Origin of the sequence: Xanthomonas prunicola, from assembly GCF_025266575.1 — a bacterium.
GTDB lineage: Bacteria > Pseudomonadota > Gammaproteobacteria > Xanthomonadales > Xanthomonadaceae > Xanthomonas > Xanthomonas prunicola.
The window spans coordinates 2,723,762-2,743,402 of record NZ_CP096142.1 but is presented as its reverse complement, the minus strand read 5'-3'; the positions used below and the strand labels follow the sequence as shown (position 1 = coordinate 2,743,402).

General features: G+C 60.8%; 20 protein-coding genes. 14 read left to right on the top strand and 6 right to left on the bottom strand.

Annotated features, from left to right (window positions below; translation table 11 throughout):
• Positions 1 to 22 precede the first annotated feature (22 nt).
• From M0D43_RS11720 to M0D43_RS11700, 5 genes are all read left to right on the top strand, one after another.
• Complete coding sequence (locus tag M0D43_RS11720) at positions 23 to 253, top strand: hypothetical protein (RefSeq protein WP_252164761.1); 231 nt, start codon at positions 23 to 25, stop codon at positions 251 to 253.
• A gap of 44 nt (positions 254 to 297) precedes the next feature.
• The gene (locus tag M0D43_RS11715; RefSeq protein ID WP_252164760.1) at positions 298 to 939 is read left to right on the top strand and encodes a hypothetical protein; all 642 of its coding nucleotides are present in this window, start codon (positions 298 to 300) and stop codon (positions 937 to 939) included.
• A gap of 65 nt (positions 940 to 1,004) precedes the next feature.
• On the top strand, positions 1,005 to 1,253 hold the full coding sequence (locus tag M0D43_RS11710; RefSeq protein WP_252164759.1) for a peptidoglycan-binding domain-containing protein: 249 nt from the start codon (positions 1,005 to 1,007) through the stop codon (positions 1,251 to 1,253).
• Positions 1,250 to 1,876 carry a peptidoglycan-binding domain-containing protein gene (locus tag M0D43_RS11705; protein WP_252164758.1) on the top strand — a complete coding sequence of 209 codons (627 nt, stop codon included), beginning with the start codon at positions 1,250 to 1,252 and terminating at the stop codon, positions 1,874 to 1,876. The genes M0D43_RS11710 and M0D43_RS11705 overlap by 4 nt, the downstream gene beginning before the upstream one ends.
• A 202-nt stretch (positions 1,877 to 2,078) precedes the next feature.
• Positions 2,079 to 3,344, top strand: coding sequence for a phospholipase D-like domain-containing protein (locus tag M0D43_RS11700; protein WP_252164757.1), 1,266 nt, complete (start codon positions 2,079 to 2,081; stop codon positions 3,342 to 3,344).
• Positions 3,345 to 3,375: 31 nt separating this feature from the next.
• Here the strand turns inward: M0D43_RS11700 and M0D43_RS11695 are convergent, their stop codons facing one another.
• The gene (locus M0D43_RS11695; protein WP_252164756.1) at positions 3,376 to 3,885 is read right to left on the bottom strand and encodes a CcdC protein domain-containing protein; all 510 of its coding nucleotides are present in this window, start codon (positions 3,883 to 3,885) and stop codon (positions 3,376 to 3,378) included.
• Between the two features lie 276 nt (positions 3,886 to 4,161).
• On the opposite strand from M0D43_RS11695, the gene M0D43_RS11690 reads away from it, so the two are divergent.
• Positions 4,162 to 4,368: a hypothetical protein gene (locus tag M0D43_RS11690; protein WP_252164755.1), complete on the top strand. Its 207-nt coding sequence runs from the start codon at positions 4,162 to 4,164 to the stop codon at positions 4,366 to 4,368.
• Positions 4,355 to 5,467 (top strand): type II toxin-antitoxin system RelE/ParE family toxin, encoded by a 1,113-nt coding sequence (locus tag M0D43_RS11685; RefSeq protein WP_252164754.1) that lies wholly within the window; start codon positions 4,355 to 4,357, stop codon positions 5,465 to 5,467. The genes M0D43_RS11690 and M0D43_RS11685 overlap by 14 nt, the downstream gene beginning before the upstream one ends.
• A 206-nt stretch (positions 5,468 to 5,673) precedes the next feature.
• On the opposite strand, the gene M0D43_RS11680 is transcribed toward M0D43_RS11685, so the two are convergent.
• Positions 5,674 to 6,162 (bottom strand): hypothetical protein, encoded by a 489-nt coding sequence (locus tag M0D43_RS11680; RefSeq protein WP_252165038.1) that lies wholly within the window; start codon positions 6,160 to 6,162, stop codon positions 5,674 to 5,676.
• A gap of 678 nt (positions 6,163 to 6,840) precedes the next feature.
• Here M0D43_RS11680 and M0D43_RS11675 point away from each other — a divergent pair.
• The gene (locus tag M0D43_RS11675) at positions 6,841 to 8,460 is read left to right on the top strand and encodes an alpha/beta hydrolase (RefSeq protein ID WP_252164753.1); all 1,620 of its coding nucleotides are present in this window, start codon (positions 6,841 to 6,843) and stop codon (positions 8,458 to 8,460) included.
• A 112-nt stretch (positions 8,461 to 8,572) separates the two neighbouring features.
• Here the strand turns inward: M0D43_RS11675 and M0D43_RS11670 are convergent, their stop codons facing one another.
• Positions 8,573 to 8,971 (bottom strand): antitoxin Xre/MbcA/ParS toxin-binding domain-containing protein, encoded by a 399-nt coding sequence (locus tag M0D43_RS11670; RefSeq protein WP_162301156.1) that lies wholly within the window; start codon positions 8,969 to 8,971, stop codon positions 8,573 to 8,575.
• 307 nt (positions 8,972 to 9,278) lie between these two features.
• Here M0D43_RS11670 and M0D43_RS11665 point away from each other — a divergent pair, with 307 nt between their 5' ends.
• Positions 9,279 to 9,710 (top strand): hypothetical protein, encoded by a 432-nt coding sequence (locus M0D43_RS11665; RefSeq protein WP_252165037.1) that lies wholly within the window; start codon positions 9,279 to 9,281, stop codon positions 9,708 to 9,710.
• A 17-nt stretch (positions 9,711 to 9,727) separates the two neighbouring features.
• Here the strand turns inward: M0D43_RS11665 and M0D43_RS11660 are convergent, their stop codons facing one another.
• A complete protein-coding gene (locus M0D43_RS11660; RefSeq protein WP_252165036.1) occupies positions 9,728 to 10,420 on the bottom strand; it encodes a DUF2306 domain-containing protein in 693 nt (230 codons plus the stop codon).
• 30 nt (positions 10,421 to 10,450) lie between these two features.
• Positions 10,451 to 11,353, bottom strand: a complete 903-nt coding sequence (locus tag M0D43_RS11655; protein ID WP_252164752.1) for a pseudouridine synthase — start codon at positions 11,351 to 11,353, stop codon at positions 10,451 to 10,453.
• A 369-nt stretch (positions 11,354 to 11,722) separates the two neighbouring features.
• Here M0D43_RS11655 and M0D43_RS11650 point away from each other — a divergent pair, with 369 nt between their 5' ends.
• The 5 genes from M0D43_RS11650 (at position 11,723) to M0D43_RS11630 (ending at position 17,659) form a co-directional block, all read left to right on the top strand.
• Entirely contained in the window at positions 11,723 to 13,273 is a 1,551-nt protein-coding gene (locus tag M0D43_RS11650) for a choice-of-anchor Q domain-containing protein (RefSeq protein ID WP_252165035.1), read from the top strand.
• A gap of 480 nt (positions 13,274 to 13,753) precedes the next feature.
• On the top strand, positions 13,754 to 14,590 hold the full coding sequence (locus M0D43_RS11645; protein ID WP_252164751.1) for a restriction endonuclease: 837 nt from the start codon (positions 13,754 to 13,756) through the stop codon (positions 14,588 to 14,590).
• Between the two features lie 138 nt (positions 14,591 to 14,728).
• A complete protein-coding gene (locus M0D43_RS11640) occupies positions 14,729 to 16,288 on the top strand; it encodes an ATP-dependent nuclease (protein ID WP_252164750.1) in 1,560 nt (519 codons plus the stop codon).
• 162 nt (positions 16,289 to 16,450) lie between these two features.
• A complete protein-coding gene (locus M0D43_RS11635) occupies positions 16,451 to 17,212 on the top strand; it encodes a hypothetical protein (RefSeq protein WP_252164749.1) in 762 nt (253 codons plus the stop codon).
• Positions 17,213 to 17,326: 114 nt separating this feature from the next.
• Positions 17,327 to 17,659 (top strand): hypothetical protein, encoded by a 333-nt coding sequence (locus M0D43_RS11630; RefSeq protein WP_252164748.1) that lies wholly within the window; start codon positions 17,327 to 17,329, stop codon positions 17,657 to 17,659.
• A gap of 450 nt (positions 17,660 to 18,109) precedes the next feature.
• On the opposite strand, the gene xopQ is transcribed toward M0D43_RS11630, so the two are convergent.
• A complete protein-coding gene (gene xopQ, locus M0D43_RS11625; protein WP_252164747.1) occupies positions 18,110 to 19,504 on the bottom strand; it encodes a type III secretion system effector XopQ in 1,395 nt (464 codons plus the stop codon).
• Positions 19,505 to 19,641 lie beyond the last annotated feature (137 nt).

Genomic DNA, 19,641 nt, shown 5'->3' with positions numbered 1-19,641 from the left:
CTCGATAAGAAAAGGAAATCTTATGCCTAACAACATCGATACGCACGATCTTGAGACCGTTTCTGGAGCTGTCTACTTTTCCGTTGGACGTGGAACTGAAGGCGGCGCTGCGTCTTATCATTTATCCATTGCAGGAATTACTGTCGGCACGTCGGAACCTCGGTGGGGCGAAGTTGATCGAGTCGCACAGAATAGCGGCTATAGCCTGGCACGATTCAAGTCGATTTCGGTCAACGCGGCACTTGGCCGCTAGGTTCGATCGAGAGCCGTGCCCTACAGCCAGGCGAGCAGACTTACGTGGACAGCGTCATCCAGCAGGCGGCAGCATACGCGCAGGCACATAACCTGCCATTTGCCCAGGACCGCGCGGATTTACGTCGAGACCTCCTGAGCCATGGCAACGGCCTTAACGGCCGATCCTCGCTCGGTTTTGTAGATGCCGGAACGCGCGACAGCATTAATGCATGGGCTGGATCCACCGAAGGCAAGCAGTGGATCCACAGCAATATCGACTACCCACAGGTCAGGAATGCAACCCAGACTGCGAGGGGAATCCTGGATGCGCACGGAGACAACATTGTAGAAGATCGCCGCTTTGAAGCAATTAGTCTCCTGGCAAAGACGGCTAATCAAATGCCCAGCCAACTACCGAAACTTGAGAAAGTGCTCAAGGACGGTGGTGATTACGAAGCATTGTTGACGAAAGCGGATCAAATTCGTGCAACCCACAGCTATTACGACGGGCCCAAGGCCGCGAATGTTGCTGAGGAATACGAGAATGCGTATCCCCAGAATCAAGCGGCGCTGGATCGCGCTCTTACAAAGGTCAGCGGCAGAGATTTCGATCCTTCCTCTGAACGCAACGATCCCGAGGTCCTGAAGGCCTTGGAACTAGTCCATGCATCCCCGGCCGGCAGGCTTCGCCGGGCCATCTCCTGAAGGAGGGTTCGAGTGGCCGTGAGGTCCATAAACTCGAATCCAATCTCAGCGCCCTCGGATATACGATGCCTAATGGCGACGATTTCCAGGTGGATCAGAAATTTGATGCCTCGACCAAGCAAGCCGTGGAGGCATTTCAGCAAGCCAATGGACTGACCCCTGTCGATGGAAAAGCAGGCCCGACAACACTTCGGGCCATAGATCAGCAAGCTCGGAGCCTACAATCCAACCTCATCGAGCTGGGCTTCACCGGAACAGACAACAAGCCCTTACGTGTGGATGGCTATTGGGCAATGGAACGCGCCAAGCCGTGAGCGCATTTCAGGAAGCCAACGGACTTCCAGCCACTGGCGTTGCGGACAAGGGAACACTAGGCATCCTGGCGCAACAAGCTGCACAGCAAATTCAGTCACATGCTCCCGCGCATGCTCTGCGTCCAGACCGAAACGAGACTTCCCTTTCAGGGGTGGCGCCACCTCTGAATCCGGAGCACACCAGCCACCCCATCTCCAAACCCGCAGGCAGCATTCCCCTACTCTCGGATCCAGATCACAGTCATCATTCCTTTTTCCGTCAGATGCTGGACAAGGTGCATGCGGCCGAAACGCAACGCGGCATTTCACCAGGAATCCATAGCGAGCGCCTTGCAGGCACCTTGTCGGTAGAAGGTATCCGAAATGGGCTAACGTCGGTAGACAGGATCGAATTGAGTCACGATGGCTCCTTGGCACGTGCTGTACAGATCAGCGCAACCCGTGACGAGACGGCGTTGAATCGCAGCACCCCACCTGTAAACACTGCGCAGGCAGTGAATCAGACTCTCCAGGTGAGTAGCGAACAAGCGCAAGAGGCTGTAGCCATCGAACGTTCGCGAGCAGCGATGGAACAAACGCAACAGCAGAATCAGGCGCGCGGCTCCGCCAGCATGATGGCCTAACAGAGCCGCCTTTGCCCCCTGCGCCTCCGCCCAAGGCGGAGGCGATGTCTGCTGGGAGCCTTTTGGTGAGTCGTTCGTTTAGGTCGGTGCCGACGTCGTTGCCAGCCGCAGCCACGGTACCCTTCACAACCCCCATGCCGCCGGCCTTGCCAGAATGCCGGCCGTTCAAGGCCGCAACGGTCCGGGAATAGGGGTTGGATGCATGACATGGATCATCGTGGCCGCAGTCGTGGCCACCTTGCTGGTGGGGCTGTTGCTGCTCAACTTCGCCACGCCCGAGAAAAAGCTCGAACACATCCCCAGCCACTGCTACGACGTCTCCGACCCGCAGTTCAAACGCGAGATGTCGGTATTGCTGGGTCCGGCGATCCTGCCCGGCAACAAGATCCAGGCGCTGCATAACGGCAGCGAGATCTTTCCGGCGATGCTGGCAGCCATCCGCGGCGCGCAGCGCACCATCACCTTCGAAACCTATATCTATTGGTCTGGCGAGATCGGCCGCGAGGTCAGCCAGGCGCTGTCCGAGCGCGCACGTGCCGGGGTCAAGGTGCGCGTCACCATCGATTGGGGTGGCAGCCTGAAGATGGACCCTGCGCTGATGGAGGCCATGACCGAGGCTGGCGTGGAGGTGCATCGCTACCGCCCGCTGACCTGGTACAACCTGCACCGCGTCAACAACCGCACCCACCGCAAGCTGCTGGTGATCGATGGTCGCATCGGCTTCACCGGCGGCGTGGGCGTGGCCGACCAATGGATGGGCGATGCGCAGGACCCGGAGCACTGGCGCGATTCGCATTACCGCATCGAAGGCCCGGTGGTGGCGCAGGTGCAAACCGCCTTCAACGACAACTGGATCAAGAGCACCGGCCGCGTGCTCAATGGCACCGACTACTACCCCGAACTGGCACCGGCAGGCGACAGCGACGCGCAGCTGTTCGTGGCCTCGCCCTCGGGTGGCAGCGAAAGCATGCACCTGATGTATTTGATCGCCATTGCCGCCGCGCGTACTTCGATCGACCTGGCCGCTGCGTATTTCGTTCCCGATGCATTGATCACCCGCTCGCTGCTGGAAGCGCGTGCGCGCGGCGTGCGCATCCGCGTGCTGCTGCCGGGCAAGCATATCGATGCGGTTTCGGTACGGCTGGCCTCCAAGGCCAGCTGGGAACCGCTGCTGCAGGCCGGCATCGCCATCCACGAATACCTGCCCACGATGCTGCATACCAAGTTGTTGATCATCGATGGCTTGCTGGTGTCGGTGGGCTCCACCAACTTCGACATCCGCTCGTTCCGGCTCAACGACGAGGCCAGTTTGAATGTCTACGACCGCGCGCTGGCCGCACAGATGACCGAGGCCTTCGAGCGCGACCTGCAGCAGGCCGAGCGTTACACGCTGGAGCGTTGGCGCGCACGGCCGTTGCGGCAGAAGTTGGGTGAGACGCTGGTGCGTCCGTTTCGGTCGCAGGTCTAGGCACTGGGCGTATCGGCGTGCGCTGCGTGTATTAGGCCTGCTGCAGCCGCAACTGGCGCAGGCGCCACCACAGCCCGCCCAGGTGCATCAGCGAATACAGCACCAGTGCCGCGGCGATTCCCAACGTCAGCGGGCTGGCCTGCGAACCGGCTGCCGCCGCACCTGCATTGAACGCACCATCGGCCCAACGCCAGGCCAGACGCCCCAGCAACACCAGCATCAGGCCGCCGCCGATCCACGGATTGGGTGTGTACCAGCCTTGCCCATCCGCCCATTCGGCTTGCGTGTAGCGCAGCGACAGCGCACCCAGGCCGAGGCCGACCAGCGTGCCCGCGGCAATGCCGAGCCGCACCTGCGGCAACCCGTAGACCGCCAGCCCCAGTGCCACCGCAAGGATGAGCAGGGCCGTCATGCGTACACCGGTCGCCCCTGGCTTCCACGGCTGCCGGCCGAAGCTGCGCCGGATACGCCGGTAGTACAGGTAGCCGATGCCGGCCATCGAGAGATACGGCGTCAGGGGTGCCATGGCAGCGGCGGGCATGGCGAGTCCTTTGCGGATGCGGTGAAAAGCGACCGACGCAGAATGAAACCAGCCAGCGGCACGCACAAGGTGCCAAGTGTCACTTTCTGCAGGCGGCAGTGGCAGCCGGCTGCCTGCCACCGGTGATGCGAATGGCCGTGCGCCACCGCGACCGCGGCGGCGGATGCGCTCGCCGCCTGCCCGGTGAACGCCGCGAGCGCACGCCAGCGGTTGCCATACGCGAACAGGAGCTGCGCGGGTAGACTTGCGCGCAGTGCTCCCCCCCACCGCAGTGCCATGTCCGCCATCAAGCACCACGCCCATACGCTGATCGACACGCTGCCCGAGACGGCCCGATGGGGCGAGGTGATCCGCGTCGTGGCCGATGCCAGCTTCCAGGCCGCCGTGCAGGACGGCATTGCTGCCGCAGATCAGGGCGCGTTGACGACGCCGGCACAGGTGAGCGCACTGTTCGCCAGATGGGGCGTTGATGTTACGGCGTGACTGGACCGTCCCGGCCGCCACGCAGCTTGCACACGCCCAGGATCACTACCACGCGCTCAACCCGACCGCCGCCGCTGCGCTGGCGCGGCAGGTGCTGGAAGCCACCCGCACCCTGGCCGAGCAACCGGGCCGCGGCCGTGCTGGACGCGTGGCCGGTACCCGCGAGTGGGTGGTCAAACAAACGCCGTACGTGCTGGTCTACCGCGTGCGCGACGGCGCCCTGCAGGTGCTGCATGTGCATCTGGACGCCAGCGACTGGCTGCCCCGCACCGAACCGCTGATCGAACGCATCGAACCGTGGATTGCCGCGCTGATCAGCGCGTTGCTGCACGTGCTGATGCTGCTGATCCTGCTGTCGGCGTCCACTCCCACCATGACCCCGCCGCAAGGCTCGGCCAGCGGTGGACGCATCAAGGTGGATTTCGTCGGCGACACCGACCAGCCGCAGCAACCCACGCCTTCGCCGACGCCCACCCCGCCCTCGCAGACCCCCGCGCCGGTGCAGCCGCCGCCGGCCGCATCGCCGCTGCAATCGACGCTGGTCCAGAACGCCAAGAACCCGGTGCCGCCGCAGGGCGATACCCGCCGCGGCAGCCTGGCCGAGCAACGCCGTGCACAACCGGTGCAGCGCCCCACCCCGCCGCAGCCGCCGGCCGAACCGTCATCGCCACCGCAACGTCGCCCGGAAACCTGGACCGGTCGCCCGCCGGGCATGCTCGATGAGCCCGCCGACGGCGCTGAAGACGGCATGGCCAACACCCCCACCATCAGCCAGGGCCGCCGCAACGACCGCAACAACGCCCAGCCCAGCCTGGATATTGGCGGCTTCCAGGTCTATTACGAGGTGCGCAGCGAAACCCAGCTGCGCGCCTGGAAAGAACAAGGCATGCAGGAAATCGCCATCATCCTGCCCGGCACCCAGCAACGCATGATCTGCCCGTTGGATGTCGCGCTCAAACGTGGCTCCAGCAAATGCCGCCTGCTGCCGCCGGATTCGCCGGAGTTGAAGTCCATCGGTGATGCCCGCGAGGTCATCAACATGATGGAGGTTTACCGCCAGGGCGAACCGGTCTGGCGTGGGCCAGGGCCGTATCGGTGAGGCTAGTTGCCTGCCACACATGTCGGCAGGCAACCGTGCTGCCTACTCGGAACGTTCGTAGCGAAGAACGCCGCTGCGCTTGCCCCTGGCTAGCGTCCTATTTTGGACACTGCCTGCTCTGAAAACGCGGCAAAGATCTACTCGGCACTACGTTCTGAAACGCTTGTCAGTGCGTTAGTTCGGCGGCGACTTGAACGTTGCAACCATCAACGCCCTTGGTCTTTTCCGAGCTGGCTGCTCAGCGCTCCCTTGAAGGGCGCCGGATCGCTGGTGACCAGGCAGTTGTAACTCTTGTCGCTGTTGAGCACGAGCACGGACGATTTCGACCCCTTGAAATTCAGCCCGATAGAGAACAACACATAGGTATTGGGCAATTCGCTGGGCCGGAACGCACCAAAGGCATACTGGCCAGACAATCCCAACGGCGACAACGGCACCGTGAGCATCAGCGGCTGCGTGGCAACAGGCGATGGCAGCGACGAGGAAGCAGTCATCATCTTGGACTGCACATCGATGGAATACGTCGTCGTGACTGCCATTCCCAGATATTTGGAAGTCGTTTCCGCAACCTGATTGCGACACGCCGCAATATCTTCGGGCTTCCGATCCTGCTGGCCGTTCTGCAGCGTGGCAAATACATGACTTAACGTGACCGTTTCCTTCCCGGGCACCGGCGCGGCAACAGCAACGCTCATGCACAGTGCGGTCGTCAGCAGCAAGAGACTGCATGCCGCAATCGCACCGCGACGGTGTGTGTTATGGATCATGTCGATCACTCCTAAATATGAGTTCATGGTGCAAGGATCACCAGCGGCCACGGTTCGTCGTGCGATGTACTGCGCGTTGAAAGAGCACGCAGTGGCATTTTCGAAACTCTCAAACCGCAGATAATCGCCAGTGTTCTTGACGATGAGATACGGCGTTGAAAGTGATTCCGGATCTGCATCAATGTTTCATCGAGGACTGCCTGGTGCAGCGATCTTGAGTTTCTGCAGCGTGCCAACCCGACAAATCGTCTCACCGCTTTCGTTACGTGATGCAGTTTGGTTTTCAAAAGAGAACAGACCGATCCGGTCAAGTGCGTCACGCAACACCTGGAACAGAACGGCTCCGTCGCGTGGCGGGGGACGTGGAAGCCGGCGGCAAGGCGACACGCGTCGATGCGTCCGCATCAAGAGCCGGCACGTCGTGCCTTGAACCACCCAAAGGTTTTCGCCTGCGCTGCAAGCGACCCCGACCTGCATTCGTAAAACACGCAGATCCGATGCGCTTACCTCACCTCACCTCGCCCACAGCACGCGCAGCTGCCCGGAAACTGGCTACAGTCTGCACAGGGCCAGGGCGCCCGCTCCTTCACCCGTTCAAGGATCTGCATGTCCCTGCATCGTCTTGCCCCGCGCCTGGGCCTGGCCATTGGCCTGCTGTGCGCCTGTGCCGTGCACGCCGCCGAGCCGGCGCCGGCCCATCGTCTGCTGCGCGTCACCCTGGACGGGGCGACCGACCAGGCCACCTCCGGGCGCCTGTTGGTGTTCGCCACCCTGGCCAAGGATGCCAAGGCAGAAGCCAAGCAAGGCGGTAAGGACGGCAAGGTGGAAGAGGTGAATATGAATCCCTTCCGCCCCACCGCAGTGGCGGTGGCCGCGCAGGACGTCACCGCGCTGGTACCCGGCGGCAGCGTCCAGATCGATCTGGACAATATCGCCTTCCCCAAGGCGTTTTCTGCGCTGCCATCTGGCGAGTATCTGGTGCAGGCGGTGCTGGATCCGGACAACAGCTATAGCTACAGCGGTCGCGATGGTGGCGATCTGCTGAGCGAAGTCACTGCCGTGACATTGGCCAACGGCAAGCCATTGCCCGCGCTGATCTTGAGCAAACAGGTGCCTGTCTCGAACGATCCGTGGCAGGTTTCGCCGCGCGCGCCGCAGACGGTGCGCGATGCGGTGCCCGAGGCCAAGCACCATAGCGCCGATGCCTCGATGGTGAGCCCATCGCTCAGCGCGTTCTGGGGCCGGCCGGTCTCGCTGCGCGCACGCGTGCTGACGCCGCCCGGCTACAACGCCAAGGCCGCCACGCGCTATCCCACCGTGTATGTCACGCACGGCTTCGGCGGCAACTACAACCGCTTCGCCGGCACTATTGCGTCCACCTGGAGCCTGATGGCGGCCAAGCGGATCCCGCCGATGATCTGGGTGTTCCTGGATCAGGCCACGCCTACCGGTACCCACGAGTTCGCCGATTCGGTCAACAACGGTCCGTGGGGCACCGCGCTGACCGAAGAGTTGATCCCGGCGCTCGAGCGACAGTACAAGATGGATGGCAAGGCCAGCGGCCGCTTCTTGACCGGCCATTCGTCCGGCGGCTGGGCAACGCTGTGGTTGCAGACGCGCTACCCCAAGCTGTTTGGCGGCACGTGGTCCACGTCGCCGGACTCCAGCGATTTCCACGATTTCACCGGCCCGGACTTGTACGCGGCCAATGCCAACCTCTACCGGCGCGCCGACGGCAGCCAGTTCCCGCTGATCCGCGACCACGGCAAGGTCGTGGCCGATCTGGAAACCTTCGCCAAGCTCGAACGCGTGATCGGCCCGTACGGCGGCCAGCTCACCTCGTTCGAGTGGGTGTTTTCCCCGCGTGGCGCCGACGGCCGCCCGCTGCCGATGTTCGACCGCGACACCGGCAACGTGGACCCGGCCGTGGTGGCCTACTGGCGCACCCATTACGACATTTCCGCGCGCGTGGCCGCGCAGTGGCCCACGCTCAAGCCGGATCTGGACGGCAAGATCCATGTGATCGTCGGTACCGCCGACACGTTCTACCTGGATGGCGCGGCGCATAAATTCCAGGCGGTGCTGGATGGCCTGGGCGCCAAGAGCGACTTCCGCTACCTGGAAGGCCGCAGCCACTTCGATCTCTACGTCGAGGGCGATGACAAGGACGCGCTGATGAAGAAAATCGCCGCAGAAATGTACGCAGTGGCGCGACCGAAGCGGTAGAGGCGTGGGGTCACGGCGTTGCACGCAGCACTGCGCACGTGCAATGCATATCGACACCGACGCACTGCACCGTGCACGTCACATCAGCGCAGGCGGCGTTGTCGGTCGGTCATCAGGCAGACCGCGGCAATTCCCATTCCACCTGTTGCCGCAACACCAACAGCAACACCTGGATGCGGCCGCCGCGCACCATCTCGGCAGGGGTCTGGCCATCGAGGGCGTTCATGGGTGCGCGGAACCAGCGGATCAGCGCCTCGTTGTTGCCGCCGTTCAAGGCCCACGCATGGCAGACGATTTCGCCCAGGTTTTCGATGCCTGCGGTACCCAGCAATTTGAGGTGCTCGGGAGTGAACGCAAACAGCGATAGCACCAGCTCGGCATCGGCCGCCTTGCCGTGATCGACCTCCATCTGCTGGCTATGCGCGGTGCTGTAGATCGACGCCTGCGCACGGAAATCTTCGGCGCGCCGCATACCGGTCAGCACTGCTGCAATCAGGTCGGCGCGTTCCATGGAGTATTCCAGCTGAGGACGTGCGCGCACGCTAACCGGGCCGCTGCTGGCGCTCAATCGGGAGACTCCTGACACCCTCTGAAGGCGTCGGCGGCCGTTGTATGACGCGCCGCGTCACCGCAGCACCGCGCACCCGGCGGCGGCGTGCATCCGGGGCTGGAAGGTCGCTGGCACCTTCGCAGCGCTTAACACCGCGGTTGTTAGGATTCGGGCGCGTCACTGGCAGCAGCCTGCACGTGAATGGGCTGCAGTGTTGGAGTCTCACCTCATGAGGAGTTGTCAGATGGCCTGGAAATCCGCTCTCGCCATGCTTGCCCTGTCCGCCGCCGCGCTGCCGGCGCTGGCCCAGTCCGACCGCCAAGTGGTCCAGGACATGGTCACCCGCTCGGCCAATGTCTGCCCCGGCCACAGCACCGAACGCACCACACCCACCGTCAAGGCCGTGCCCGTCGGTGCGCTGCGCGTGATGCTGGAACGCGGCCTGGTCATGTGCCCCGACCGCCGCCTGGATGCCGCTGCGCCGGCAGTGTTCTACGGCCGCCTGGGTGTGTTCGCCTGGAACCCGGAAGTGCCCGCCGGCAAGACCGTGATCGTCCAGCAGATCGGCGCGATGACCCGCAAGGACGACTACCCGGTCGAAACGCTGGTATGGGACGCCAAGGGCACTGCGCTCAAGCAGCAGACCGTGCCGATGTTCGAACCCCGGCCGGGTGCGGCGGTGTTGTACAAGGTGCGTTGAGGCGCGCCGACACCGTTTCAGCCGCGCGTGGTTGACGACGTCGGCAGCTGGCGCGGCGCAGCCATGCGCGCGCGCCAGGGCCTGGGGGGTGCGACGCTGGTTGCCAGCAGGTGGATCAACACCGGCAGCGCCCAGCTTGCCCAGAGCAACGCGGCAATCGTGTCAGGAGAAGGCGCTACCCCGGCGGCGATCGCTGCGTAGAGCGCGATGCGGAACATGACCGGCGCCAGCGTTACCAGATACGCCCGCACCATCCAGCGTCGATGACGACCGAGCTGTCCGCGACGGATGGCCGCCAGGCCCACGGACGCCACCACCAGCCATGCCGCTCCCGTCGCCGCGAAGGCCACGCAGATCGCCATCGGCGCAGGAGACGTAGCGATCAACGCGGTGGCACCGAACAGTGCCACCAGCATGCCGGCGAAATACGCACGCCCAATCCAGCGATGCACCCATACCTGCTTGCGCCAGCGTTGCGTGGCGAACTGCACCGTGCCGAGCGCGATGCCCACCGCACCGCCGCCCAGATGGCACCACAGCCAACCGCGGCGAGTGAGGAACATGCCATATGCCGGCGAGTCCAGCTCGGCGTATTTCAGATACACGTGGCGCACAAATTCTGTAGCGAAGACGGCCAGCGCAAGCCACAACAGCGCCCATGCCACGCGGGCAATCGACTTCACCGCAGTTACCTCAGCACCATCGCGCATCGGATCAGGTTGCATGCACCGCTGCTTCGGTCAGTGTGCGCTCAAGTGCATCGGCCCCACCGTCGCGGTGAACGCTCTCGGCTCCCCGGTGAGCGGATCATCGAATGCCAGCGTGTGCGCGAACAGTTGCAGTGGGCGTTCCGGGTCGTCGGGCCGCTGGGCTTGGAGGTTGGGATAACACCGGTCGTGCAGGATCGGCGCGCCTAGCGCGGCCATGTGCACACGCAATTGATGCTTGCGGCCGGTGACTGGCTCCAGGCGATAGGTCCACGTGTCTGCTCCGCGCGCGACCACCTCGATCACCGTCTCGCTGTTGGGGTCTCCCATTGCCTCACGCATGCGAAAGAACGGGTCGCCCGGCTGCAGCCGGCTGCGGCGCACATGCGGAAACGTCAGCTCTGGAAGGGGCAGTGCCACCGCGAGGTACTGCTTGCGGATGCGCCGCTCGCGAAACAAGGATTGGTAGATCCCGCGCGTGGCCGGGTTCGCCGAGAACAGCACCAGCCCGGCGGTCTCGCGATCGATGCGGTGCAACGGCACCAGCGCCGGATTGTCCAGCCGCTGCACCAAGCGCGTCAGCAGCGTCTCGCGCACATACACACCGGCCGGTGCGACCGGCAGAAAATGCGGCTTGCAGGCCACCACCAGATCCGCGTCGGCGTGCACCACTGTCTCGACATACGGAATGACCGGCTCATCCGTCACCTCGCGGAAATAGCGGATTTCCGTACCCACGCGATAGGGCGCTGAAAGCGCCAAGGCATGGTCATTGGCATCGCGCACCAGGCCGCGTGCGAAGCGGTCGCGCCAGCGCTCGGCGGCAATCGCAGGAAAGCACGCGCACAGCGCATCGAAGACCGAGACCCACGGGCCGGCAGGCAACTGGAAGCGGCTGGCCGGCGTGCCATCGTGAGCGCGGGGTGCATCGAGCATCGCCGAGATCGCAAAAGATCGAGAAGACAGCATGGTAACGCGCGCTGCCGCGCTGCATTGCATTGCATGCAGCATCGCGATTGCATGAAGCACTGCAGCACGTTTGCTCGCTGCAGTCGCTACTTTCCGCGTGCGCGAAGCGATGTGCGCTGGCACGACGCTGCCGCGTCGACGCATGGTGTTCTGGAACTTACGTTCGAATACCCACGCGTGCGATCGCGCACCATGCCACGCCCTCATCACCAGCCCCGCAGCCTGCAACACACGTGTCATCTCGACCGTTGACGTTGCGTGCCGACACCCCGCTTTCCCCAAATCCCTTTCTCCAGCAGGAACATCACCATGCGTTCAACACTTCACGCAACCTTCGTGACGGCAGGACTTTGTGCCCTCGTCACCACCAGCGCGGCCATCGCCGCAGTGCCATCGGTGGCGCAATGCAACACGCCTCAACCCTGGGTGCACTCCAACGCCGGTGTGGTTGTCGGCAATGGCACCGCAGCCAGTTGTACCGCCAGCGCACTTGCCACCGCGGTGGCGCAAGGCGGCTACATCACCTTCAACTGCGGCAAGGGTGCGGCCAGCATCGCCGTCAATCAGACCATTAACATCAGTGCCAGCACGCCAACGGTGATCGATGGCCAAGGCAAGATCACCCTGGACGGCCGCCAGGCCGCGCGCATCTTCCATGTGCAGAACGGTAATGCGCTGTCGGTACGCAATCTCAAGCTGCAAAACGGTAGCTCCGTGCAGCCGGCATCCAACACGCAATACGCGCCCGGCACCTGGGGTGGCGGAGCGATCAACGTCAATTACCGCGGCAAGCTGGAAGTGATCAACAGCCAGTTCCTGAGCAACCGCAGCAGCATTGGGGGCGGCGCCATCTTCGCCGGCAGCGACACCGACGTGACCATCGTGAAGAGCTCGTTCTCCAAGAACACCTCCTGGTTGGGCGGCGCGCTCTACACGCAGCTCAGCCGCCTGACCATCGTCAATTCCGAATTTGTCGGCAACCAGGCCATCAATGCGCCGGCCGGCTTCCCGGATGCCGACCAGTTCGGCAACAGCGGCGCGATCGACACGGATGGCGCCTCGCTCGCCGGCTATCTCAACGCTGCTGCCGGTGGCGCCACACTTTCCGTTTGCGGCACCGTGGTGCGCAACAACACCGCGGCCAATAGCGGCGGCGGCGCCACGCTGTGGGCGTATGCGCCCGACACTATCGACGTGCGCTATTCCACCTTCGCCAACAACATCGCCTACGGCGGCCCGGCCGGCGGTGCGCGCATCAGCCTGGGCTTCGGCGATACCACGCACTCGGGCACCACCATCACCACCCCCGGCATCATCAACGTCGAAGAAACCAGCTTCATTTCCAACCGCGCCGAAAAGAGCAATGCCGGCGCCTTGTACATGGACTGCTACGGCCCGTCCTGCAATGTCAGCAACAGCACCTTCTATGGCAACTACGCAAAGGGTGTGGGCGCGGCGATCCAGCATGTGGGTTGGCAGCCGTCCAATGGCGACCAGGGCAAGACCACGGTGCGCTTCAACAACGTGACCTTCGCCGAAAACACCCCAGGGTCCACGTTGTTCGGCAGCGGCTTCGACATCCGCAACAGCATCTTCTACTCCAAGACCGAGCGGACCTTCTGCAGCGACCAGAGCAGCACCGGCAACAACCTGATCGAGTACTCGGCTGCGGGCGGCCTGTTCCATAGCTGCCTCACCGCCGGCCTGGCACGCGCTACCGATCCGCTGCTGAGCGCACCGGCCGCCAACGGCGGGCCAACGCTGACCCAATTGCCCGCGGCCAACAGCCCGGTGCGCAATCTCGGCAATAACTGCCGCAACATCGACCAACGTGGCGTTGCACGCGACACCGCCGTTTGCGACGTGGGTGCGGTGGAAATCAAGTAAGTCGAACTGCGCGTCCTTGCCGTCTGGCGAGGACGCGCGTTTGGGTGGCCGGGTGGGCTAGTAGGCTCGCTTGGTCGCGCAATCAAGCGGTAGTCGCGTCGCGGTGCAATGCCGCGTCGGCACAGATTGGCGTTGGCTAAAAGGCCTCGTGCGTAGCGTGGGCGACTGCCGGTCTACGAACAATGCATGCGCACCTCATTGGCAAAGATAGCCAGCGAGCGTGGGAACCACCGAGTGGTTTCCAGAATGTCTATGAGGCTTGCGATGTCACTCATCCGTTAGCATCTACCGCCAGCGGATACCTGCACAAACTGCACTGAACCGATGCGAGCGAACTCAAGCATTGGCATTTGAATAAGCCATTTGCGCTGAAGCGCGTCGTCCCGACATTTGATGAGCCACAGACCGCAATAGCATCGTTCGCTTGCTGACAACGCGCGTTTCAGCGGTTATGTTCGAACCTGGAACGGGGGTTCTTGCATGGGACGCAGAAAAAAGCAGAGCGGGTTCGAAGCGTTGGCCGCGTTGCCGTGGCCACTCGGCCTCGTTGCGGGAATCGTTGCTTATCTTGGGGTCCGCTACGGCATCGGCTGGTGGTTCTCCCACCAGGGCGGGATGCTGTCGCAGGGCGTTGCCCAGCAATCCAATGGCGTGTTCGCGCCATTGGCGTGGATGCTGCTCGGCGTCTGCTGGCTCGCCGCGCTGTGCTCCTATCTGGGCACGCGCAGTCGGCGACGCTTTCTGGAGACACGCACCACCCTGGAGAGCCTGGCCGCCGGCGGCTGGCGCCAGTTCGAACTATTGGTAGGCGAAGCCTTTCGCCGCCAAGGCTATAGCGTTGAAGAAACCGGTCTGGGCGGCGCAGACGGCGGCATCGACCTGATCCTGCGCAAGGACGGCCGCCGCACGCTGGTGCAATGCAAGCAGTGGAAGCGCCAGCAAGTTGGCGTCAGCGTCGTGCGCGAAATGTTCGGCCTGCTCGCCCATCACCAGGCACACGCGGTGAAGATCGCCTGCATCGGTACTTACACGAAAGACGCTGAGCGCTTCGCCGAAGGCAAGCCGATTGAATTGATTGGTGGCGAGCAGTTGCTGGAAATGATACGAGCGGTGCAACAGCAAGACACGGCTGAGCCGACGACGACATCCGCGCGTATCGAACCTGTCTTTGCTTCAGCTGATTCCACTGCCTCTGCAACCATCGCCACCCCAAGCTGCCCACGCTGCGGCAGCGCACTTGTGCAGAGAAGAAATCGGCGCACCGGCGAGAACTTCCTAGGTTGTATCCAGTTTCCTAAGTGCAGAGGAACTTCGTAAGTGAACCTGACAACCTGACCCCATTTTTACGGACCCCGTTTTTACGTTTTTAAAGTTTGAATGTCAGCAGATTTAGAATTTTAAGAGCCGCCAATCGGCGTTCTTTGTAATTTATTTTATAACAACCAAGGAAAATAAATGAAATACAGAGAAAGCAAGATAGATAAAGACTTAAGGTCATGGTTTTCAAACGACTTATCAAAGTCACTACTGCGAGGCATCCATCTTAGTAATGGCTCCCTTAGAGGAGTCAATAGCCTGTCCCTTGGCTTTGACTACCCAATAGTTGCTTTTGCAGGCGTAAATGGCGCAGGAAAATCAACAATATTGGCCATGGCATGTTGCGCATTTCATAACTCCCCTGATGGATTTTGTCTTCCTAGGAGGAAAGTTAATTACTACACATTTTCTGACTTTTTCATACAGCACGCCCAGGAAATTGCTCCTCAAGGAATTGAAATCAGATATAACATAGCTTACGACAAGTGGGCAAAAACTCCACGAATGCCAGATGGCAAGGGTATCGGCGCTCAGTCCCGAAAAAAAGCAAAGGGCGGAAAATGGAACGATTATCATAAGAGGGTTGATAGAGATGTCGTATTTCTCGGAATTGAAAGAATAGTTCCTCACAGCGAAAGAAGTCAGTCAAGGTCATATTCAAGAGTGTTTAAAGATGTTGCAAAGAAAGGCTGGGAAGACAAGGTCGCTGAATCAGTCGGATATATACTTGGCAAGAAATACGATGACTTCCGCTACTTGGAGCATTCACGTTATAGCTTGCCTGTAGTGCGCTGTGCGGGGGTGACCTACTCTGGGTTTAATATGGGTGCCGGAGAAAATGCTCTATTTGAAATTTTCTCAAACATATACGCTGCAGGTGAGGGAGCACTTTTTGTACTCGACGAGATAGAGCTTGGTTTACATTCCCGAGCTCAAAAAATGTTTATGCGCAAATTAAAGGAGGTTTGCAAAGAAACCTCTACACAAATAATATGCACAACGCATTCAAGAAACGTTTTCGAGAGCTTACCTGACGACGCGAGATTTTTCGTGGAAAGTGTTGCGGGTAAGACTAAAGTGACGCAGGGTATTTCACCTGAGTTTGCTTTTAGAAAAATGGGTGATGAAGCAAGGGCTGAACTCTACGTAATGGTAGAGGACGATGTTGCGCGCTCATTAGTTCTCGAAATTCTCTCTAGTGCTTTAAGGGCACGCGTTGAAGTTTTAATAGTCGGATCAGCTGCTGCAATTTCAAGACAAATAGCAGCGGCAAGAATTAGAGATGATAAGCGAGAATATCTAGCAGTATTCGATGGTGATCAATCCGGAAAGATTAAGGATAATCTTGGCGTTGCGAAGCGGATGTTTGAAGTTCCATTAAACAACTTTGATACTTGGTTCTCTGACAGAGTTTGCTATCTTCCTGGGGAAGCATGGCCTGAGGCATGGATGTTGCAGAAAGCAAAATACGTTTCCGAGAAAATTGGATCCTCATTATCTATAGATCAAGAAGAAGTTCCAGACTTAATGGAGTACGGCCTTCAGGCAGGAAAGCATAACGAATTTCATGAAATATCTAATCACGTTGGACTCCCACGGGAGAAAGTTATGGATAAAATTTCAGCGGTATTATGCCGCGAATTTCAGGAGGATTTTAAGGATATCTTAATTGCTATCGAAAAACGATTGGGGCTGTAAAGAATTATGGAGATAGCAAGATCTGTCCTTTAGCAATTAAATTCAGCGCATTGATATGTGGAATTCCATATTAATTCTGGGAGAAAAGCTTGCAGGCCATTAATAAAATTAAATGCCGCGCTGCGACATTGAGGCTACAACTCTCTATAGGGCGGGAAGTAAATGCCTGAAAAAAATATAGATATCGATCGCGATATAATAATTTTTGAGGATTTAAATTTACTGCGCCAATTGCTGATTGACCAACACCCTACTCATGATAAAATCAGGCTTTACTCTGGAATTGTACGGCGCCTGCTATTAGACGGCCTTATTGGCACTTCGGCTCGAGCCAGGGGTATAGTCTTAACTTTTGAGGTGCCAGACGTAAAACCGTTTTTGAGGTTATCTAGATCGTCAGGAATGGCGTTTTTTGTTTTGGGTGATGTACAAGTATTTGGCGTTCAATTGGCCGGCATTATTGCAATGGTTAATGGAAGGTCGCCAACATCAGATTACCCTGACAAGGTTAATCTAAACTTGGAAAGTTTCCTGAAGCAGAACGTTGCTTTTTCAAACGGAAGCCTTCTGACCCGGAAAGATGTAATTAAATATGTGGCCAACAAGGCCGGTGGCGTTCACTACGAAACCAAACCCGGTAAATCTCTAGATGAAAGGCGATACAATGCCATGGGAGCTCTTCGGGCGAAACTTCGTCTTGGAGTTGTGGACGGGCAGCCTCACATAGAGTTTTCTGAAGCTTCTTTTTCTAATCACCAAGAAAAATTCGCTTATTCACCCAGATACATTGATGCTGTATATTTTGAGTTTCTGGCCTGTGTTTCTCATATTTTAAACAGTCAAAGCGTGGGCGGGTTGATGGAGGCAATACGTTTTGACTTGCAGGAGAAGGAGCTGATTCGCCCGAATAGCGAGTCAGGTTGAGTTTTCTAACCTCATCATCGGAGCTCATATTCGAACGCCAGTGCGAGGAAGCCTTGACCTCCCATACATCCCCCACCCGCCATCCTAGCCGCAGCCTCAACCGGAGAACACACGATGATGAAGTGGATAGGCACCGCGCTGGCCGCGGCACTGTTGATGAGCGGTTGCGCCAAGGTGGAGGGCGAGAAGTTCGTCGGCCACTGGGTCAACGTGCAATCGCAGGACGAGACGATGGACATCGAGCGCAATGGCGAGACCTTCATGGTCCGCAGCACCACGCCGAAGTTCTTCACCCGCCAGCCCAAGACCGAGAGCTACCCGGCGGTCTACAAGGACGGGGCGCTGCAGGTCACCAACGATGGCGAGACGGTGAACTTCGCCATCGACGAGAGCAACGGTCACCTCAATACCGGCGGTGAGCAGTACGAACGCGTGCCGGCCAAATAAGGCCGCTGTTGTCACCGGCGCCTGCGTGCCGACCCCACAGTCGCACGCGGGCGTTTTGCGTTTGTGGCTCTGCCCCGCGCCAAGGGGCTGCCATCGCCCGCTGCGTTGAGCAGACGCCGGGCCGGACGCACCGCCGTCGCCCTGTCTCGCGCTCCCCCTGCCCTTCCCCCCCGCGCAAGCCTTACAGTGCGCAGGCACGCCGGGTCCGGCGCTGCCAGACCGATCAATCCAGCAACTACGAGGGTGTCATGAGCAAGGGGATGGACCAGAAGAAGAACCAGAAGAAAGAGCCGACCAAGACACTGAAAGAAAAGCGCGCGGCCAAGCAGGAAAAGAAGGGCAAGTAAGCCGCCTGGCCTGTTAGCAGGCGGACGAAGTGGAGGGTGGTGCCCCACCTCGCGCTTCGCGGATGACGCCGGACGGCGCCACTCCGCGAATGCTGCGGACCGCTCAGCGCGCGTGTTGCCCCTCGTCTTCCTGGGCGAGCGCGGCCTTGGCCAGCGCCGACAGCAACAGCCTGGCTTTTTCCGGACGCACAACCTCGGCGTGGCCCACGTGCTCCACCGGGCTGGCCCCCTCACGCTGCATGGGCGTTGGCTGGAACAGCAGGCGCGCGGTGCCGGGCAGCGCCGCCAGCAGGGTCAGCGGATCGTAGAGATTGAGCTTGGTCACCTGCGGCCAGATGGCGTCGAAGGTCATGTCACCTTGCTGACCCGTTGCCGCAGGATCTTGCGGTTCTGCTGCAACGAACGTACGGAAGAACCACGCCGTATCCAGGCCGGGGATCAGGTTGGCCTGAATGCCTTCCCACAGGCCTTTCAAGGCATTTTTCTGCACATCGCGCAGGTACTCGCCCACGGGGTGGCCATTGCGTGCCATGCCTTCGTAGAACGCCGGCGGTACGGCGGCCTTGTAGGCAGCCTCCTTGGTCAGGATGCGCAGAGGAATGCCGAGTTGCTGCACGCGCCGGTAGAGCGCACGGGCGGCGTGGATGTCGGTGGCATTGTTGTAGGCGCGCGTGTCCGGTTGAACGAAACCATCGGCGTCCTTGGCCGGGTCGATGCCTCCCATGATGGTGATGGACGCGACCTTTTCCCGCACCAGATCGCCCGCCTCGGCAAGCAAGGCGCTGGCATCGGTCATTCCGGCGATGACCACCATGCCGAGCTTGTGGGGCGAGGTCGCCAGGCGCTCGCACATCGCATGTACGCCATCGGTGTGGACTGCGTCGGGCGCCGCACGCAGCGCGGCTCCCTCGGCGAGGAACTTGGAATGCTCCCGGGCCTGCGTGGACGTCATGGGATAGTCCTGACCACGCGCGACGCGAACATCCGGCAATGCCAGGCGATCGAAGACACCCTTCGCCAGCTGCGCCCGTTGCGATCGCATGTCGGCATCGCCCAGGGTGACGACGACATCGGTCAGACGCAAAAAGCCTTCGACCTGCAACTGCTTGGCGATGGTGTAGGTCACGACATCGTCGGGGTCCTTGTTCGGGTCGGTGAACAGCAGCGTGTCGAGCGGCAGCTGCGGCCGGTGCAGACGCAGCTCCCGCAGCACGGCCGCCTCGGTGGGCGTCAGCACGGGCGTGTCGGCGACGCCAAGCTCGGCCAGCATGCTGCGCTGGGCAGGCGTCAATCGCGCGGGCAAGCTCTGCGTGCGTCGATGCCGTGGTCCGTCCGGGCGGGGAGGACGGCCAATGAGGGTCTGCAAGGCGCCCGGCGGCGGCGCGGCGGCGTCTGCGGCGGCATGTGCCGGCACGCAGACGGGTGGGGAATCGCGCAGGTCAGCCGTCATGTCTGCACTGGGCAAGCCGGCGGTGGAGTGGATTGCGGTGGGCTGCATGTGAGGGCCTCTGACAGTGAGGGGCGGTGCTGGCAGCGCTCGTTGGCAACACGACAGAACCGGTGATCACGATCACGCGTGCGCAACGCTGCACGAAACGGTCGCGTGTCCGCGCTCACGCGTGCGTCAGTCGGCGG

Excerpts from the sequence above, each read along its gene's own strand:
- M0D43_RS11645 (WP_252164751.1), top strand. The coding sequence starts at position 13,754 with ATGGGACGCAGAAAAAAGCAGAGCGGGTTCGAAGCGTTGGCCGCGTTG.
- M0D43_RS11700 (WP_252164757.1), top strand. The coding sequence starts at position 2,079 with ATGACATGGATCATCGTGGCCGCAGTCGTGGCCACCTTGCTGGTGGGG.
- M0D43_RS11660 (WP_252165036.1), bottom strand. The coding sequence starts at position 10,420 with ATGCGCGATGGTGCTGAGGTAACTGCGGTGAAGTCGATTGCCCGCGTG.
- M0D43_RS11680 (WP_252165038.1), bottom strand. The coding sequence starts at position 6,162 with ATGAGCGTTGCTGTTGCCGCGCCGGTGCCCGGGAAGGAAACGGTCACG.
- M0D43_RS11720 (WP_252164761.1), top strand. The coding sequence starts at position 23 with ATGCCTAACAACATCGATACGCACGATCTTGAGACCGTTTCTGGAGCT.
- M0D43_RS11640 (WP_252164750.1), top strand. The coding sequence starts at position 14,729 with ATGAAATACAGAGAAAGCAAGATAGATAAAGACTTAAGGTCATGGTTT.
- xopQ (WP_252164747.1), bottom strand. The coding sequence starts at position 19,504 with ATGCAGCCCACCGCAATCCACTCCACCGCCGGCTTGCCCAGTGCAGAC.
- M0D43_RS11690 (WP_252164755.1), top strand. The coding sequence starts at position 4,162 with ATGTCCGCCATCAAGCACCACGCCCATACGCTGATCGACACGCTGCCC.
- M0D43_RS11670 (WP_162301156.1), bottom strand. The coding sequence starts at position 8,971 with ATGGAACGCGCCGACCTGATTGCAGCAGTGCTGACCGGTATGCGGCGC.
- M0D43_RS11685 (WP_252164754.1), top strand. The coding sequence starts at position 4,355 with ATGTTACGGCGTGACTGGACCGTCCCGGCCGCCACGCAGCTTGCACAC.
- M0D43_RS11655 (WP_252164752.1), bottom strand. The coding sequence starts at position 11,353 with ATGCTCGATGCACCCCGCGCTCACGATGGCACGCCGGCCAGCCGCTTC.
- M0D43_RS11635 (WP_252164749.1), top strand. The coding sequence starts at position 16,451 with ATGCCTGAAAAAAATATAGATATCGATCGCGATATAATAATTTTTGAG.
- M0D43_RS11665 (WP_252165037.1), top strand. The coding sequence starts at position 9,279 with ATGCTTGCCCTGTCCGCCGCCGCGCTGCCGGCGCTGGCCCAGTCCGAC.
- M0D43_RS11695 (WP_252164756.1), bottom strand. The coding sequence starts at position 3,885 with ATGCCCGCCGCTGCCATGGCACCCCTGACGCCGTATCTCTCGATGGCC.
- M0D43_RS11630 (WP_252164748.1), top strand. The coding sequence starts at position 17,327 with ATGATGAAGTGGATAGGCACCGCGCTGGCCGCGGCACTGTTGATGAGC.
- M0D43_RS11710 (WP_252164759.1), top strand. The coding sequence starts at position 1,005 with ATGCCTAATGGCGACGATTTCCAGGTGGATCAGAAATTTGATGCCTCG.
- M0D43_RS11675 (WP_252164753.1), top strand. The coding sequence starts at position 6,841 with ATGTCCCTGCATCGTCTTGCCCCGCGCCTGGGCCTGGCCATTGGCCTG.